The organism is Providencia sp. PROV156 (assembly GCF_028480905.1).
Lineage (GTDB): Bacteria > Pseudomonadota > Gammaproteobacteria > Enterobacterales > Enterobacteriaceae > Providencia > Providencia hangzhouensis.
In genome coordinates this window covers 222,445-239,865 of record NZ_JAMPPE010000001.1, presented here as the reverse complement: position 1 = coordinate 239,865, position 17,421 = coordinate 222,445, and the positions used below count along the sequence as shown (strand labels likewise).

The following is a 17,421-nucleotide window of genomic DNA, read 5'->3' as shown; positions in this document are numbered from 1 at the left end:
AAAAAACGCCTACCGAAGTAGGCGCCTGGTGTTGGCAAAATATAAAGTAAAAAAACTAACGTGTAATTGATTTAAATTTTTGTGTGGTGGCGGTTAATGCCACTTCTGTTGGTAAACGTTCCATTGAGCTGGCACCATAGAAACCATGGCAATCAGGGCAGTTGGCTAAAATATATTCAGCATCTTCAGGGGTGGCTATTGGGCCACCGTGGCACAGAACAATCACATCTTCGCGTACTGATTTTGCCGCTTTTGCCCATTCATTGATTAGTGGAACGCAATCTTTGAGCGTCAGGGCGGTTTCTGCTCCAATATTCCCCCCAGTCGTTAGCCCCATATGTGGCACAATAATGTCGGCACCAGCTTTAGTCATCGCAATGGCATCTTCAGCGCTAAAAACGTAAGGCGTAGTGAGCAAATCTTTCTCATGAGCGAGACGGATCATCTCAACTTCTAACCCATAGCCCATTCCTGTTTCTTCTAAATTGGCGCGGAAATTGCCATCAATTAAGCCGACGGTAGGGAAATTTTGTACTCCTGCAAAACCTGTTGCTTTGATATCATCAAGGAATTTATCGAATTGGCAGAATGGGTCTGTTCCATTCACACCCGCAAGGACAGGAGTATGTTTTACTACGGGTAAAACCTCTTTTGCCATATCCATAACGATTTCATTCGCATTGCCATAGGCTAATAAGCCTGCAAGTGAACCTCTACCTGCCATGCGGTAACGGCCTGAGTTATAGATAACGATTAAATCGATACCGCCCGCTTCTTCACATTTAGCAGATAGCCCAGTTCCTGCGCCACCACCGATGATTGGTTCTCCCCGAGCAATCATGTCTCTAAATTTTTTTAATAAATCTGCGCGGTTATGTTTCATAGTTAACCTCTATTATTTGTTCAAAATTTCCTGGTGAAGCTGAATAACCTGGTCACAAAACTCTGTGGAGTTAATATGATAAGGACTCAAAATAAGTTGTCTTTTCTCTGTTATTATTAAATTTGCTGTTAAAGCATCAATGAAGGCTTGATCTGCGATAGGATCCCAAAATGGAGCACCATCAACATCTAATGCTGAAAAGCCTGCTGTTGGGATGATAAAGCGCACTTCACCATTACAACGATTTAATTTTTCTGCAATCCAACGACCCATTTGCTGATTTTCTTCTTTGGTCGTTCTCATTAAAGTGACTTGAGCGTTGTGATGATAAAATAAGCGATTTTGGTAGTGTTCGGGCACAGTCGAAGGGCGGCCGAAATTCACCATATCGAGAGCTCCACAAGACATCACGCAAGGGGTTTGAGTGCGTTCAATGGCACCAAAACGGTCTTCATCACAAGCTAATACCCCACCAAATAAATAATCACATACTTCGGTGGTTGTAATATCTAAAACAGAATGTAATAACTGGCTATCAATTAGTTTTTCCATGGCTTTGCCACCACTGCCTGTCGCATGGAAGACTAGACAGTCATATTGCGCCTCTAACTCTGTTGTGAGCTGCTGTACGCATGGGGTCGTTACTCCGAACATGGTTAGTGCAATTGCTGGTTTTAAGTCATGCGGTTGTTCTTCGTCGTCAAACCAAACAGCTCCTGCTATTTGATTAGCAGCATTTTTTAATACTTTGCGGGAAATGATATTCAAACCTGATACATCAGTGACGGAGTACATCATCGAAATATCACTCGCGCCGATATAACCAGAAATATCCCCTGATGCCATTGTGGAAACCATTAATTTTGGAATACCTACGGGCAATACTTGCATGGCGGGTGTAATGAGTGCGGTTCCACCCGAACCACCTAAACCAAGAATAGCGGCAACATCTGTTTGTGCGGCAAGATAAAGGCTGAAAGCCTGTGCCATAGCTTCAATGGCTTTACCGCGGTCACCACAGAAAACGGCCTCAGTACCAAGTGGATGAAAACTTGCGACAGTGTGTGCGCTGATATCTGCGTTTTTTTCTAATTGCGTTGGTTGTGTTGTCAGGTCAACAGTACGTACCGCCAATCCGGCGTTTTTGATTAATTCACTAACATAAAATAGTTCAGCACTTTTAGTGTCAAGCGTCGTTACAATATAAATAAAACCCGGATGTTTTTTCATATACAAACCCTTTCAGAGTAAAACGAGCGTTGAATTTTTCATCATAATGAGACTATAGTATCATTGCGGTTGATTGTAAAATGAGATTGTAGTCTCATTTTTGGTTTATTATGACGTTATTGACTGATAATGTTTTTATCCTATTGATAAAATAGTATAAATTATTATTTATAGACCTGAGCTATTTTGAGTATATTTGGATATTTAAAAGATATAATTGTGATTGTTATGATTTTTGCTATTACTTTTAAATCACCTTTATGAATAATTTCTTTAAATCATCAACCAAGTGCATTTACCTATTCACACTTATATGTTTTCATGAGCTCTAACTCATTTTATAGTAAGTGACAGTATTTTAAGGATAAATTAATGTCTAAAACTAATTCACATTCAGAATACAAAGGGACACGAAAACGAACCTATGTATTGTTGATTAAGACGGCTTTAGATTTATTTGAAAAAGGGGCGATGCCTTCTGTTTCTGAGTTGGCACTTGAGGCGGGAGTTTCTCGTGCGACAGCTTATCGTTATTTTCCGACACAAGCCGATTTAATTACCGCAACGGTTAATGAAAGTTTAGGTCCTATTTTAACTTGGCGCCCGCAAAGTGAGCAAACCGAAGAGCGTATTGACGAGCTATTAACCTATGCTTTTCCACGTATGTTTGAACATGAAGGTGTTTTACGAGCCGCGCTGCAAGTATCATTACAGCAGTGGGCACAGGGGCGAGCAGCTCCACAAAGTATTAAAGATAAGCGTCTAGAACGCGGTAATCGTAAAGAAATTCTTGCAATGGTCACATCGCCAATGAAATCAGAATATCCGCAAGAAATTATTGATAAAGTGATTCGTGCTTTTTCTGTTATTTATGGTTCCGAAATATTTTTAGTACTAAAAGATATTTGGAAAATGGATGATGCTCAAGTAACACAATTAGCACAATGGATGTCCAAAGCGGTTATGAACCAAGCTCATGCTGATAACATAAAGAGAAGGAAATAAATTTTTCACTGTACCGTGTCAATCTAAGTTAAAAAGATTTTTTCAGACCAAGTTAAAATAATAAGATCAAAACCTAATAAATAGATAAATACTGGTGGATATCACTAGGTTGACAAATAAATAAAAACTAAAGCTATATGGCTTAAATAATATGATATAAATTAGGGATATAAAAAGACTTAATGGTTAATACCATATGAAGAAATTATTAAAAATGATAGGTGGGATTTCCATCTGTGCTTTAATCGGTGGCGGGCTTACTTACCTAGGAGTTCCCCTTGCATTGATGTTTGGCCCGATCATTGCCATTATCATTTTTCATCGTTTTGGTATTTCCTTCGCAATTCCTAAACACACCATTAGTTTCGTTCAAGTCACGTTGGGAACCTCTGTGGGCTTGATGTTCAATCAAGTATCTCTTAATGAAGCGGACAATTTATTTCTTTTATTATTGATGTTGGTTGTTTGTTTGGCTGTGCAATTTTCGTTTAGTTTTTTTTGGTTTCACCGGAAAGTCGGTTGGACAAAACAAGAGGCAATGCTTGGCTCTGTACCCGGTGCTATGGCGGCAATCCTCGCATTAACAGACCACACCCATACACCGCCTCAGAAAATTGTTATTTCCCATACAATTCGCTTAATTATTCTTATCTTATTAGCAGGAATTGTTGTTGGCAGTGATGGTGACCCACAACCGATAATAGAATTACCAGAATTGACATTAATTTCAACGGGATGGCTACTGCTTATTATTGCTGTTGGGGTGATTTCAGGGGCCATTTTACAGCGTTTAAAAGTTCCTGCGCCTTTTATGTTGACGTCATTAGCGGCGGCAACACTCATTCAAGGTTGGGTTGATATCCCATTGAATTTTCCACTGATGTTGACTGAACTTAGTATGGTATTGATTGGGATGAACATTGGTAACCATTTCATTGTGTTCCCACTTTCCTCGTTGATTAAAAATATATACTCTTCAGCTCAAGTCGTGGTGGTTAATATCGTGCTGACTTTTCTTATCACGGTATTTGCATCTTGGATTACAGGCTATGATATTTCGGTGTTACTGTTAGCTTGGGCCCCGGGAAGTATGGAAGCGATGACATTCGCAGCAATTACCATGAATTTAGATGCAGGCTTTGTTATGTCAAACCATATTATCAGGATGGTAATTATTCAAAGTATTCCATCGATAGCTTTGTTTTGGCAAGAAAGAAGGCAGAAAAGAAAGAATAATTTAGAGTAAAGAAAGAAAACATGCAGGCGATATTTTGGCATGTTTTCTTGATGGGCTTTCTTATCAGCTTACTTGACGTAAGCAAAGAGGCCAAGAGAATCCCGTGCAAGGGACTGGCATTTAAACTCAGTGGTGAGTGGTATCCCTTTTAGGTCACTATAACTTTCTTTGTTAAGGGCGGTCATTTTTTCCGCATTATAGTTGCTAAGGTCCCATTTGTTACTTTTAGCAAAGTAAACAATGGCACGTTCAATTTCTCTATCTGGGATTTGTGAATACCCGCAATCATATTTTAGATAAATAAAAACAGCCGTGAGATCAGCAAGATCTTCAGCTTCGTTGTTGGAAAGGGCTCTGGCAGAATTGGTTATCCCCAACAGAGTCATTAAGCATGACATCAATATAAATTTGCGCATTCGTTATTCTATCTGTTTTCTATGTCAAGTTACGTTAGCATAAGAATAGAATTGTTAGTCAACTATATTTTTCTTAAATCCATGTAATAAACCCACATTTTTAGAGTGGCTTTATTGACCTTCCTGTAAGGGGAAGCTTTATCATACCTCCATTAAACCATGTTTTGCTTCGAAAGTGTAATTTGTCATAAATTACACCACTGATGATTATCGATTTGATAAATAAAAGGAAGGTTATCAATGCTACGTCGCGATTTTCTTAAGTTAAGTGCTATCACATATGCTGCAAGTGCGCTGCCTATTTGGAGCCGCATCGCGGTCGCAGCAGGAAATTATCCAACATTAGCGATTCCACCCTTATTGGAGCCTGATGTGCAAGGCAACATTCAGGTAGTTATTCAGCAGGGTGTTTCGCAATTTGTTCCAGGAAAGCAAACGACGACATGGGGTTATAACGGTAATTTATTAGGCCCTGCAATTAGTTTGAAAAATGGACAAAATGTTAATATCAATATTATTAACAAACTGGCAGAAGACACCACGGTTCATTGGCACGGTTTAGAGATTTCAGGTGAGCAAGATGGCGGCCCTCAAGCGATAATCCAACCAGATACAAGCCGTAAAGTGAATTTTACGGTAAATCAAAGCGAAGCGACATGTTGGTTCCATCCTCATACTCATGGAAAAACCGGCTACCAAGTGGCGATGGGGTTAGCTGGTCTTGTATTAATTAAAGATGATGCCAGCACAAAACACGGCTTACCAAGCGATTGGGGTGTTGATGATATTCCTGTCATTTTGCAAGACAAACGCTTAAAAGATGATGGGCAAATTGATTACCAGCTTGATGTGATGAGTGCGGCTGTGGGGTGGTTCGGTGACATCATGCTAACGAATGGTGCTGTTTATCCTAAACATGTTGCCCCGAAAGGTTGGCTGCGCTTAAGGTTATTGAATGGCTGTAATGCTAGAAGTTTAAATATTTCCACCAGTGATGGACGTAAAATGTATGTCGTTGCGAGTGATGGTGGTTTATTAGCCGAGCCGATTGCGGTAACAGAATTACCTATCTTGATGGGAGAGCGTTTTGAAGTATTAATTGATGCCTCCGATGGTCGTGCATTCGATTTGGTAACTCTACCTGTCGGGCAAATGGGTATGACGATCGCACCATTTGACCAGCCTTTGCCAGTACTGCGTATTGAAACAACGTTGACGAAGGGAGAAGGTGACTTACCATCAACACTTGCAGCAATGTCTGCTATTCCTTCTCTTGCTGGCTTAAATCGCCGTCGTTTCCACTTAATGATGGATATGCGTTTGGACATGCAAGGCATGATGATGTTACGTGAAAAATATGGTGACCAGGCCATGGGTAACATGAGCGGTCATGGTGCAATGATGGGGAATATGAACCACGGTAACATGAATGCAGGTAATATGAACCATGGAAATATGAATCATGGAAATATGAATCATGGAAATATGAATGGCAAAATGGGAAGTGGCGGCCACTGTGGTACAGGTTCTGATGGTTTGGATATTCATAATGCGAATACTATTAATGGGCAAGTTTTCTCAATGACGCATCCTGCATTCAATGCCCCTATGAATCAACAAGAAATTTGGGTCGTTTCAGGGCGCGGCGATATGATGTTGCACCCATTCCACGTCCATGGCACACGTTTTCGTATCCTAAAAGAAAACGGCCAAGCCGTAGCGCCTCATCGCCAAGGGTGGAAAGATATTGTTAAAGTGGAAGGGCAGGTGAGTGAAATTTTAGTCGAGTTTAAACACCCTGCAACTCAACAGCACCCTTATATGGCCCATTGCCATCTTTTGGAGCATGAAGATACAGGAATGATGTTGGGCTTCACTGTCAGTTAACAGCATTATTTATTTTCAGAGAAAATGCAGTGTGAAATTTTAGCACTGTATTTTCCTTTATTAGTATATGCGTGCTGCCTATGTTAAAATTACGTGCTTTCCATTCCCATAGATGCGTAATAGAAGATGAAACATACCCTTGAAGTGATGATCTCTGAAGAAGAGATTGCTCAACGAATTAGTGAATTAGCTGATAAAATTAGTGCTCATTATCAAAAGCTTGATGGTGAATTAGTCCTTGTTGGCTTGCTGAAAGGTTCATTTATTTTTATGGCTGATTTATGCCGTAAGATTGATGTTCCTCATGAAGTCGATTTTATGACTGTTTCAAGTTATGGCAATGCGATGACATCGAGCCGTGATGTTAAAATTGTCAAAGATTTGGACGAAGATATCCGTGATAAACACGTATTAATCGTTGAAGATATTATCGACTCTGGTAATACTTTAAATAAAGTTCGTGAAATTTTCGAATTACGTGGCCCTAAATCTGTCGCTATTTGTACATTACTGGATAAACCTTCACGTCGCGAAGTGCAGGTTCCTGTTGAGTGGATTGGTTATTCTATTGAAGACAAATTTGTGGTGGGTTACGGTATCGACTACGCTCAACAATATCGTCATCTGCCTTATATTGGTCATGTAACGTTACTTGAAGAATAATATTTGGTGACCTTATAAAGAAGAGCCGCGTTTAGCGGTCCTTCTTGTTGTCACCACACATAATAGGTTTAGCAGTGTGCTGAGCGCCACAGTAGGGCGTTTTTCTATTATTCGTAAGTCACTTCTACGTCCATAGTCGCATTGGCTTTACCTGGAAGAATCGTTTTTTCCATTTGTATATAATACGAGTTAAAGTATATCGATAGTTTTCCGTCAACATTTGACGGGGAAACCAAAGTGCCTCGGCCACCTATTCCCATCCTATACCACAACGTTCGGTCATTACTGTATTCTATTCTTATTCCAACACCTCTGGCTCTATCAGAAGAGTTATCTATATCTAGAACTGTGTTAGAACCTGAATATTGACGTCCTTGAAGAGCAATATTAATTTTAGTGTCTTTATCGCAATCAAAATCAATCTGCCATCTCACATCTTTGCTTTGCGTGTTGACACCACTGCCAAAGCCGGACTGACCAATAGTATAATCACCAAGATGAACATTTTGTATTCTTGATGATTGGACGGAGCAGGTATTAGAAGACACTCGCCCTGTAATATTAAAAATGGCATCGTAACCAAATGATTTAACAGAAAAAAATAAAATCATTGTTACAAGGCAATGAATTGTATATTGAATTTTTTTATTCATTGCTTCCCCTTAATTATTTCGTACAACGAATGTAATAGAGGCATTTGCCGTACCTGGTGTTGCGCTATTTGCTAATTGCTTATAGCGTGCGCGCAATTGAACTGTATTAGTTCCTGAAGTTGTCCCTGCCGCACTAATTAAGGTGCTGACTTCATTTGCATTTTTTGCTTCCCAACGTTTGCGCTCGGGTGAATAAGCTTCAACTTGAATTGCCATTCCGCTCGCTGAACCTTCAGTTTGATCCAACTCAAATAGCTTTCTATCTAGTGCAGCAGGAGTTCCTTCTAAGGCGCCACTCACTTGTCGATTTACTGTTGAACAATTAAAAACCAAATCAAATTCCACCCAATCCGTCACTGAGTTACGAGGGAAGTTGCTTCCATCACCTTCTAAAAACCACATTCCTAAATCAACACCTTGCGCAGCAGAAGATATGCTACACGTTTCACCTTTAATCGAACCTGTGAAATTCACCTTGATATAGGCATCCACAGCCATCACATTTATTGGCATTAGAGATATAAAAAACAGTACAAATAGATTTAAATTATGTTTCATAAATAATGACCCTTGATTATTTATACACAAGGGTAACCGTAACCTGTGCATTACCATGAGTTGCCTTCACTTCATTTGATGTTTTGACATATCTGAATTCAAATGTTTTTGTGACAATGGGGCTCAGACTTGCTTTATCCAGCAAGGAATAGACATAATTGTTGGATAAGGTACGGTCTCCTCCTAATTTCAATGGGGAAGATTGACCCGCTTCGTATACTCGCACCGCAAACCCAGGGTTTTCGCTTTCATTTTCTAAATAAATAATATCTGTATTTATATTACTTGGATGCAAGTTATCAGCTACGGTGTAGGCTACAGACATGATGGCAGGGCAGTTAATCGTAATCGACTGTTGAGCATGGCCAAAGGTATCTCCTATATTTAACGAGCGAACTTTAGCGATGTCATGGACGCCGAGGTCGACCGATTGTCGAACTGATGAAACTGCACAAGTGCGTTGTGCCCATGAAATCAATGTTGATGCAGGCAATATTTCTCCTACTGATGAGATCCAATTCATATCACCACTGCATTGCACTTTGACTGGATTAAAATGTGTAGCAGCTTTATCCGTTCCTTCAATATCTCCTTGAACGGTTTTGACATACATCATTCGTGTTTCAAGTTGTAGCGATGATGAGCCATCAATGGCACTAATTTCGCTATTATTTCCTGTTAATGGATACCATTGGCTCGTTCCTTTTTGCCTTAATGCCATGACATAACCCACGCCATTAATGCCAGTGCTAAAAACGGGGTAACTCCCTGATCCATCATTAATCACCATTCCTACGGGTTGGCTATTTACTTGAGGAGTAAAATTAAAGTTTCCCGGCCCTTCAGCAACACATAATTCTTGATTCCCTGTAGATTCAAATTGCTTCCAGCCATTACCCAATATCGCTTCACGGGGAAGTTTATGAGCTGCCGTATCAATTTCTAAATCCCCTAAATTGATACGAAACTGCCCGACACTGAGCGCGTTAAGTGAAAACAAGGTAATACCAACCAAAGCAATAATTTGTTTTATATTCATATTCAAAACCTATTTTATTGGCAGTTGACGGGCAATATGGGTAAATGATGCTTCAAGTGTTCAGCGGTTAATTTATATTCGGCAACACACTGATCTTCTTGGTTTTTACCCCATTTAATTTGTAGTCGCCCTTGCTCTGGCATCCCACTGAGATACACATCACCATTATCACCGACAATACCTGAGCTCATATTTTGGTCATCACTTTGAGCGAATTGGGCCATTGCACCGAAAGGCACTGGTTTTCCATTATGAGTAACATTAAATAATAATCGGTAACCGACATGAGTTTGGTAGCTTGCCAAAATTGCGGCACCTTTTGTTGGTACCGCATTAACTGTATTGGTTTTTAATTCAACATTTTCAGGTAAAGAGTCAATGTTGAGGGATATTTCATTTTTAGTATAAGGGTTGAGATAAGGCACAATTGCGTAACCTCGAGAATCGGTTGAAATATTAGCTCGATTTAAAACTTGCACATTTTCCGCACCCGGAGCTCGAATAATCGCGAAAGAATCATAGATAGGCTGAGCTAAAGTGATGCCATATGGATGAGCAACAACCGCCCCTGTTAAACCGTAGTTTGCTCGCTGTGAATATCTATCATAACCATAGGCCGCATTAGCAACACCGTAACTTCCTCGATAAGATGCCGAGGCATTTCCACTACCACGAGTTTCTTTATTTCCATATGACTGCTGAACAGCGTAATTAATATTATTTTTTTCGCCAAGAGTACCACTTACTCCCATCATTGCGTCTGCATTGCCGCTGTTATCCGCTGTAATACTACTATTTATCGATGTGTAATTGCCGGATGTATTATTAAGTGGAATAGAAACTGAAAAAGAGAAGTAATTATCAGCTTTACGTTGATAAGCACTATCAGAATAACTGTAATTAAAGTTATAAGTGATCCCATCAAAGCTTTTGTTATAACCTGCATTTAATGAGCGTTCTTTACCCGAACGGTTCCAATAATCTTGCTGATAACTAGAAAAATAAATATTACCGAATTCATTTAGTGACTGATTTAGTGAGATTTGAAAGCGATTTTTTTTATTATCGCGATATATTTTAGGTTGATTACTGTTAGCTTCACTGAATGAATAAAATCCTTCCGTTGAGTAACGATAGTTAGCTAAAGTTACAGATGTACCAGTCGAGGTCACGTTTTTGGAGTATTGAAAACGATATGACTGCCCACTGTCGGTATCTTCTTTCCCTAATAAATTTTGGCTATTTGCTTGTGTAACATCAGCCGATAGTGCTCCCAAGCTACCTAAATTAATTCCCATTCCTATCGCATAAGATTGGTAATTTTTTGATAGTAAAGTTCCAACATACCCAGTAATACCTTTTGGTAACCCATAAATAAACGTACTTTGCAGGAAATCAGGTTCTACTTCACCGGAGGCATTAGATTTATATTTTCCCCCCGTTAATGAATACTTGAGTTGCCCTTCTCGCTGCATAATAGCAATTGATGAGAACGGAACAGTAAATGAGCGTTCAGTACCATCCGCTTCTTTAATTATAACGGTTAAGTCACCGCTAGTCCCTGTTGGGTATAAATCATCAATTTCAAATGCACCTGGAGAGACATAGGATTGATAAATAACATAGTTATTTTGTTTAATCGTAACTTCTGCGTTACTTTGAGCTATTCCCCTAATAATGGGAGCAAAACCTCTCATTGAACTAGGTAGCATGGATTCATCACTTTGTAATTGAATACCACGGAATTGAAAACCATCAAAAATCTCACTTGGTGTCGCGGTGTCACCAATCACTAATTGAGATTTTAAGAAATTAATCCCTCTTTCTAAGCTAGTCTCAATGTTGTTCCATTCGCGTTCTCCACTATTATCCGTATAAGTCGAATAGTTTTTTAAACGCCATGGGCCTAGATTTCCAGTGCTACGAAGGTTGAAATAATGAGAGTTTGTATCTTTGGCGTTATTACGACTCCAATTGTTTGAGCCACTATAATAATAATTTAAGATTAAAGCAGGAACACCATTTTCCCACTGACTAACGGGAACAGTACCTAATGCTTGTTTATTCATAGCAATTTGAGGTATTGAGATATTCAGCTTCTGTTGATTCAATTCAAGCGTAGATTTTGCCTCGGGTATATATTCGCCTATTGGGCCTATATATTGCCCAGCAGAAAGTGCAGCCAATGCTGGAATAGAATTAACTTTAACTCCCCAAAGTGCTAATTCTTCTTTTGTTATGCGTGGAATTAACTGGCTTGATTTATCATCCTTAATAAATTCGATAACCTTAGAATCCATTAAAATACCATTTACGATAATATCGACATGATATTCTCCCGCTAACTGGCCTCCAGGGTTAGCAAACTGGTCTAAATTAGGTAGATCTGCAATATTTTGGCCATCAATGACGCTGAGTGAGCTAGGACTAAAATAATCTTCTGCAGATACATGACTAATGCTTATTCCAGCCAAAATTATTGCAGTTACTACCTGACATATTTTTTTTAATCGAAAATAAGTTACCCCATTATGCAAATCGGTTATCGCGTCATAATGACGATTTAATGGATGTTGCTTTCTTGAAATGCAGCGCATAATGAATGTTCTTCCAACTGATTATTTTAATGTCTGAGTTTTCGCTTTCGTTATCGTTCCATGGTCATTAATTGCACTCCAAGTAACTTGGTTTGCTTGAGTTCCCGAAATATTCCATGACGCTTCGCCCAGAGGAGGGACCATGCCTGGTTCTGCAATTTCGTTATTACCAACCTTCAACTCCCCGAATGAAACATAATAAGGCGTTGGATTATTTGCTTTTAAATAGCTTCCTTGTTTTTTAAAGGTTAATTTTTCATACGCAATTAATGCTTCTGCTGTTGGTAAATCTGCAGGGCGATAAAATAATTTAATCTTGTTATTAATTGAAATCGTTAAATTATTTGTTGCATTTGGGTCAGATGGTGGAATTGATTTAACATTTAGCCAATAAACTGATTCTTTATCAGAGGGTAACTGAGAATCTGTTAAAACAATTCGAATAGCATTGGCTGATTCAGGTTCAATGCGAAAAAGTGGAGGAGTTACAGTAAACGGTACTTTTTGCTTATCATTATTATTAAAATTATTTACCCAAGATTGTACAAGATAAGGTGTTTTGTCATCATTTCTCACTGAAATTGAAGCTTCTTTCTTATTGCCTTCATAAATAACACGAGTGCCACCTAAAATAACACTGGCGTTTGCATTAAGAGTCGTCATAAATAAAAGCGCTAATGAAATGAGATGCTTTTTCAAAATTTTCCCCTATAAAAAGAGGGAACGAATGTTCCCTTAATTCAGTGAACTATTGGTTATATTGAATAGTGACAGTAACGTCAGCGTTTGCTTTACCAGCAGTAACTTCATTTGCGGTTGTAACGTAACGCGCATAATATGTTTTTTCGCCACTATTACCTTTCAAATCAATACCATCAGCTTCTGTGTCTGGAGTATAGAAATTTGTTCCGTTAACATCACCAGAAATACCAATACCAACACCTTCAGCCTCATTGACAGCATATAATTGGTTGTTATCTGGGTGTGCGGTTCCTCCGAAGGTGACGCGAGCACGTGCTAATGTTGCAGGGCAGCCACTCAAGCCTATTGTTAAAGGAACTGCATCAGTTAATTCACCGACTTTATCGAAGGTGTTAGTCATCCAAGTGCCAAGTTGCACTACACCTTCATTTTTGTTTGTATTATTAACTTCAATAGTACAAGTCGTATCAATAAATTGACCTTTGAAGTTTATGGTGCCTTTAGCATTACCGCTATCAATTGCAGCATGTGCCACACTTGATAATGAAACCATAATAATTGATGCCATTAATACTGACTTTTTAAAAATCATAGGAACCTCTTATCTATCTAGTAAAGAATCATTAATTATATTCAGGTTAGATGACTAAGTTATTTTTTAATAACTATTATCCCATATATTTCACACATCAAAATTATATTAGTGTTTTTAAAGTAAATCCATTAAACGAGTAATTTTAAGTATTTTACTTAGATTGTGATGTTTAACCTTGAAACAACACTTTTAAGTTAATAATATAGATGAATAATCCAATAGATTGATATTTTCTTAACTGTTAACGATAACAATCATATTAAAATTAAATTTAAATATTATTTAAGTAACTGTAACATTGTATTTCGTTTGAAATATAATTTAACGGATATATGCAGGCCAATATTCTTATTATACGAGATGCGTGGTGTTAAAAATTTACAAAGTTGGTATTTTAGGTGTTTAAAGCTTATTTGCTGTAGAGGAGATGTGAAAACTCATAAGATATGATCTGGCAGTGCTATAAAATCATCTTTTTATTTTTACCTTTTCCAGGTAAATAAAATGAATGATAAGACCATGAATTTTAATGTTTTCAATAAGAAACTATTTATGGTTTAAATTAAAGGGGTAGTAAACTCTCTTTAATATATAATTTTTTATTAAATTTACTTTAGTTTTGATTTTTTATCGAGAATATTCTTTGCTTGATTAAGTGATTTCACTTAAAAATAAAAGGCCATATCTAATTAGCTGAATGACAACGATAGATATGACCTTTTTATTATTTATAACCTAGGCTAAATTAACTGCGTAATCCTCTACCTTGTTCAATCAAATACCAAGTTAGTAAATAAAAAACTATCAAGAAAATCATCAGTACACCAAGAGTAATTGCGATTGATACATCTGCAATACCTAGGAATCCATATCTAAATCCACTAATCATATACACGATAGGGTTTAATTTAGATATAGCCTGCCAAACTGGCGGTAATAAGGATAGCGAATAAAAGACACCACCTAAATAAGTTAACGGTGTTAGGACAAAAGTAGGAACGATACTGATATCATCAAACGTCTTAGCAAAAATTGCATTTAATAGCCCAGCAAGTGAAAATACAATAGCGGTTAGCAACAAGGTTACTACAACCATAACCCATGAATGGACTTGTAGTGGAATAAAAAATAGTGACACTAACGTGACTAAAAAACCAACTAGAATCCCACGAGCAACACCTCCACCAACAAAACCAGCAATAATTATGTGTGTTGGAACAGGTGCAACCAGCAACTCTTCAATATTCTTTTGAAATTTAGAACCAAAAAATGAAGAGCAGACATTAGAGTAAGAGTTAGTGATAACTGCCATCATGATTAACCCCGGAACTATAAATTGCATATAGTCCACACCACCCATATCACCAATTCTTGAGCCAATTAAATTACCAAAAATGACAAAGTATAGTGACATTGTAATGACTGGTGGTAATAAGGTTTGTACCCAGATACGACCAAATCGAGTGACTTCTTTTATCCAAATAGTTTTTAATGCTACCCAGTACAATGAGATCATTTTACAATCTCCTTCTCGGCCGCATGGCTTTCTTTTTTGACTAAATTAACAAATAACTCTTCCAAACGGTTCGCTTTATTACGCATACTTAAAATTTGTACACCTTGCTCGCTGAATTGGCTAAAAACACTATTTAGGCCTTGCTCTCTTTTTACATCCACTTCAAGTGTTGATGTGTCTATCAAACGAGATTCATACCCTAATAATTGAGGAACAGGACTTTTGGGCATTAGATCAAAAATAAAAGTTTCTGATTCTAGTTGGCTAAGTAGTTGTTTCATACTTGTATTTTCAACTAGCTCACCATGTTGAATAATACCAATATTACGGCACAGCATTTCAGCTTCTTCTAAATAGTGAGTTGTTAAAATGATTGTCGTCCCTTGAGCGTTTAGATTCTTCAAAAATGTCCACATAGAACGACGTAACTCGATATCCACTCCTGCTGTTGGCTCATCGAGTATTAATAATTTTGGTTGGTGCATTAAAGCACGAGCAATCATTAAACGGCGTTTCATTCCACCTGATAGATTGCGGGCACGCTCATTGCGTTTTTCCCATAAATCAAGTTGAGTCAGATACTGTTCGGCACGTTCTACAGCAACTGAACGAGTGACTCCATAGTAACCCGCTTGGTTAAGGACGATTTGTAGTACTGTCTCAAAAGGGTTGAAATTGAATTCTTGAGGCACTAAACCAAGTTGTTGTTTTGCTTGTACAACTTGCTTTTCTAAATCATAACCAAAAACTTTTACACTCCCACTCGTTTTATTCACTAATGAGCTGATAATCCCGATTGTAGTTGATTTACCTGCACCATTTGGTCCTAGCAAAGCATAAAAATCGCCATCTTCAACGCTTAAGTCGATTCCTCGCAAGGCTCTTACACCACCGGGGTAGGTTTTGGTTAACTGCGATAATTCAAGTGCATATGTCATATGTAAAAAAAACCTTTATTCTTAAGATAGTTTGGCGGCAATATATCCTAATGATGCCACTTTTTTCTGTCCTATGTTATGCAGAAAAGAGATAATTAATTTATCTAAGATAATTCAATATGTTACTAATTTAGGGTTGTTTTGTCTAAAGGAGAGGTTCATCATAAGGGCATTAAAATTAGTATAACTAATTATTAATTAATCAATAAATGCTGTATAAGATTTTATCGCAAAGTAACACAATTAGGCTATAAGTCATGATGAGAAAAATAGAAGAACTGTTTGCTAACAATGAAGCATGGTCAGCATCAGTAAAAGAGCAAGATCCTGAATTCTTCAAAGAATTATCAAAAGCGCAAAAGCCAAGATTCTTATGGATAGGCTGCTCAGACAGTCGAGTACCTGCAGAAAAGCTAATTAACGCAGCACCTGGCGACCTTTTTGTTCACCGTAATGTTGCTAATTTAGTTATCCACACGGATCTTAATTGTTTATCTGTTATTCAATATGCCGTTGATGTCTTACAAGTTGAGCACATCATTATTTGTGGTCACTATGGTTGTGGTGGTATTGAAGCGGCTGTTGATAATACCGAACTCGGCTTAATCAATAATTGGTTATTACACATACGTGATATTTGGTACAGACACAGCTCTATGTTAGGTGAATTAAAACCTTGCGAGCGACTTAACCGTTTATGTGAACTAAATGTTGTGGAACAAGTTTATAATTTAGGCCACTCTACCATTATGCAATCAGCGTGGAAACGCGGTCAAAAAGTCATGATCCACGGTTGGGTCTACGGTATTAACAATGGCCGATTGCAAGACCTTCATATTACGGCGGATAGCAGAGAAAAACTTGAACTTTGTTATCGTGAAGCAATTGCGACATTAACGCAAAAAAATAATTTAAGTAAAAAGGATTGCTAAATTGCCCTCTGATTGCTGGTAAACCTATTATGTCATCAGCAATTAGAGCAAGTTTTAAAGTAAACCCCAAAAAAACCAACTTATTGATTTTGGGCTGATAAAACAAAGCGGGAAAAATAGGTATTTATCCCGCTTTATCAACAATCTCAAGCGCCATAGAAGGGTGCTTTCTTATATTAAGCGACTTGTACAGGCACCGCTTTAGCCACCCTGCTCATGACATTGTTTTCATCAAAATAAGCAACCTTCGGTTTATGCGTGCGCGCATCTTCATCGTCAATTTGTACATATGAACAAATAATGAGTTTATCGCCTACCGCGGCACGGCGTGCAGCAGCACCATTTACTGAGATAATTTTTGAACCGCGTTCGCCAGAAATCGCGTAGGTTGAAAAACGCTCACCATTATCGACGTTATAGATATCAATGGCTTCATATTCAAGGATACCAGCAGCATCCATGAAGTTCTGATCAATCGCACATGACCCTTCGTAGTGTAGGTCTGCCTGTGTGACTGTGACGCGATGGAGTTTACCTTGTAACATTCTTCTTAACATTTCTTCTTCGTCC

General features: G+C 38.1%; 17 protein-coding genes. 5 read left to right on the top strand and 12 right to left on the bottom strand.

What is annotated here, in order from left to right:
• Positions 1 to 55 precede the first annotated feature (55 nt).
• Both PSF31_RS00985 and PSF31_RS00980 read right to left on the bottom strand, forming a co-directional pair.
• The gene (locus tag PSF31_RS00985; protein ID WP_004260569.1) at positions 56 to 883 is read right to left on the bottom strand and encodes a phosphoenolpyruvate hydrolase family protein; all 828 of its coding nucleotides are present in this window, start codon (positions 881 to 883) and stop codon (positions 56 to 58) included.
• Positions 884 to 895: 12 nt separating this feature from the next.
• Positions 896 to 2,113 carry a Tm-1-like ATP-binding domain-containing protein gene (locus PSF31_RS00980; RefSeq protein ID WP_110592268.1) on the bottom strand — a complete coding sequence of 406 codons (1,218 nt, stop codon included), beginning with the start codon at positions 2,111 to 2,113 and terminating at the stop codon, positions 896 to 898.
• Between the two features lie 372 nt (positions 2,114 to 2,485).
• Between PSF31_RS00980 and PSF31_RS00975 the strand changes: the two genes are divergently transcribed.
• Positions 2,486 to 3,118, top strand: a complete 633-nt coding sequence (locus PSF31_RS00975) for a TetR/AcrR family transcriptional regulator (RefSeq protein WP_004260563.1) — start codon at positions 2,486 to 2,488, stop codon at positions 3,116 to 3,118.
• A gap of 196 nt (positions 3,119 to 3,314) precedes the next feature.
• On the top strand, positions 3,315 to 4,364 hold the full coding sequence (locus PSF31_RS00970) for an AbrB family transcriptional regulator (protein ID WP_096863288.1): 1,050 nt from the start codon (positions 3,315 to 3,317) through the stop codon (positions 4,362 to 4,364).
• A 59-nt stretch (positions 4,365 to 4,423) separates the two neighbouring features.
• Here PSF31_RS00970 and PSF31_RS00965 read toward each other — a convergent pair whose 3' ends face one another.
• On the bottom strand, positions 4,424 to 4,771 hold the full coding sequence (locus tag PSF31_RS00965; RefSeq protein WP_096863287.1) for a YacC family pilotin-like protein: 348 nt from the start codon (positions 4,769 to 4,771) through the stop codon (positions 4,424 to 4,426).
• Between the two features lie 240 nt (positions 4,772 to 5,011).
• Between PSF31_RS00965 and cueO the strand changes: the two genes are divergently transcribed.
• Both cueO and hpt read left to right on the top strand, forming a co-directional pair.
• Positions 5,012 to 6,658, top strand: a complete 1,647-nt coding sequence (gene cueO / locus PSF31_RS00960; RefSeq protein WP_096863286.1) for a multicopper oxidase CueO — start codon at positions 5,012 to 5,014, stop codon at positions 6,656 to 6,658.
• Positions 6,659 to 6,784: 126 nt separating this feature from the next.
• Positions 6,785 to 7,321 carry a hypoxanthine phosphoribosyltransferase gene (gene hpt / locus PSF31_RS00955; RefSeq protein WP_004260548.1) on the top strand — a complete coding sequence of 179 codons (537 nt, stop codon included), beginning with the start codon at positions 6,785 to 6,787 and terminating at the stop codon, positions 7,319 to 7,321.
• Positions 7,322 to 7,428: 107 nt separating this feature from the next.
• On the opposite strand, the gene PSF31_RS00950 is transcribed toward hpt, so the two are convergent.
• The 8 genes from PSF31_RS00950 to PSF31_RS00915 all read right to left on the bottom strand — a co-directional run bounded on the left by PSF31_RS00950 (position 7,429) and on the right by PSF31_RS00915 (position 15,919).
• Positions 7,429 to 7,974: a fimbrial protein gene (locus tag PSF31_RS00950; protein WP_096863285.1), complete on the bottom strand. Its 546-nt coding sequence runs from the start codon at positions 7,972 to 7,974 to the stop codon at positions 7,429 to 7,431.
• A gap of 9 nt (positions 7,975 to 7,983) precedes the next feature.
• Positions 7,984 to 8,532, bottom strand: coding sequence for a fimbrial protein (locus PSF31_RS00945; protein ID WP_164561192.1), 549 nt, complete (start codon positions 8,530 to 8,532; stop codon positions 7,984 to 7,986).
• 16 nt (positions 8,533 to 8,548) lie between these two features.
• Positions 8,549 to 9,571 carry a fimbrial protein gene (locus PSF31_RS00940; protein WP_096863283.1) on the bottom strand — a complete coding sequence of 341 codons (1,023 nt, stop codon included), beginning with the start codon at positions 9,569 to 9,571 and terminating at the stop codon, positions 8,549 to 8,551.
• A 14-nt stretch (positions 9,572 to 9,585) separates the two neighbouring features.
• Complete coding sequence (locus PSF31_RS00935; protein ID WP_164561191.1) at positions 9,586 to 12,168, bottom strand: fimbria/pilus outer membrane usher protein; 2,583 nt, start codon at positions 12,166 to 12,168, stop codon at positions 9,586 to 9,588.
• Positions 12,169 to 12,189: 21 nt separating this feature from the next.
• Positions 12,190 to 12,867: a fimbrial biogenesis chaperone gene (locus PSF31_RS00930; protein ID WP_164561190.1), complete on the bottom strand. Its 678-nt coding sequence runs from the start codon at positions 12,865 to 12,867 to the stop codon at positions 12,190 to 12,192.
• A gap of 49 nt (positions 12,868 to 12,916) precedes the next feature.
• Entirely contained in the window at positions 12,917 to 13,462 is a 546-nt protein-coding gene (locus PSF31_RS00925; RefSeq protein WP_004260526.1) for a fimbrial protein, read from the bottom strand.
• 748 nt (positions 13,463 to 14,210) lie between these two features.
• Positions 14,211 to 14,981: an ABC transporter permease gene (locus tag PSF31_RS00920; RefSeq protein WP_004260522.1), complete on the bottom strand. Its 771-nt coding sequence runs from the start codon at positions 14,979 to 14,981 to the stop codon at positions 14,211 to 14,213.
• Positions 14,978 to 15,919, bottom strand: coding sequence for an ABC transporter ATP-binding protein (locus PSF31_RS00915; protein WP_004260518.1), 942 nt, complete (start codon positions 15,917 to 15,919; stop codon positions 14,978 to 14,980). The genes PSF31_RS00920 and PSF31_RS00915 overlap by 4 nt, the downstream gene beginning before the upstream one ends.
• 257 nt (positions 15,920 to 16,176) lie before the next feature.
• On the opposite strand from PSF31_RS00915, the gene can reads away from it, so the two are divergent.
• Positions 16,177 to 16,851, top strand: coding sequence for a carbonate dehydratase (can, locus tag PSF31_RS00910; protein WP_004260515.1), 675 nt, complete (start codon positions 16,177 to 16,179; stop codon positions 16,849 to 16,851).
• A 176-nt stretch (positions 16,852 to 17,027) separates the two neighbouring features.
• Here can and panD read toward each other — a convergent pair whose 3' ends face one another.
• The gene (panD, locus tag PSF31_RS00905; protein WP_036958294.1) at positions 17,028 to 17,408 is read right to left on the bottom strand and encodes an aspartate 1-decarboxylase; all 381 of its coding nucleotides are present in this window, start codon (positions 17,406 to 17,408) and stop codon (positions 17,028 to 17,030) included.
• Positions 17,409 to 17,421: the final 13 nt, after the last annotated feature.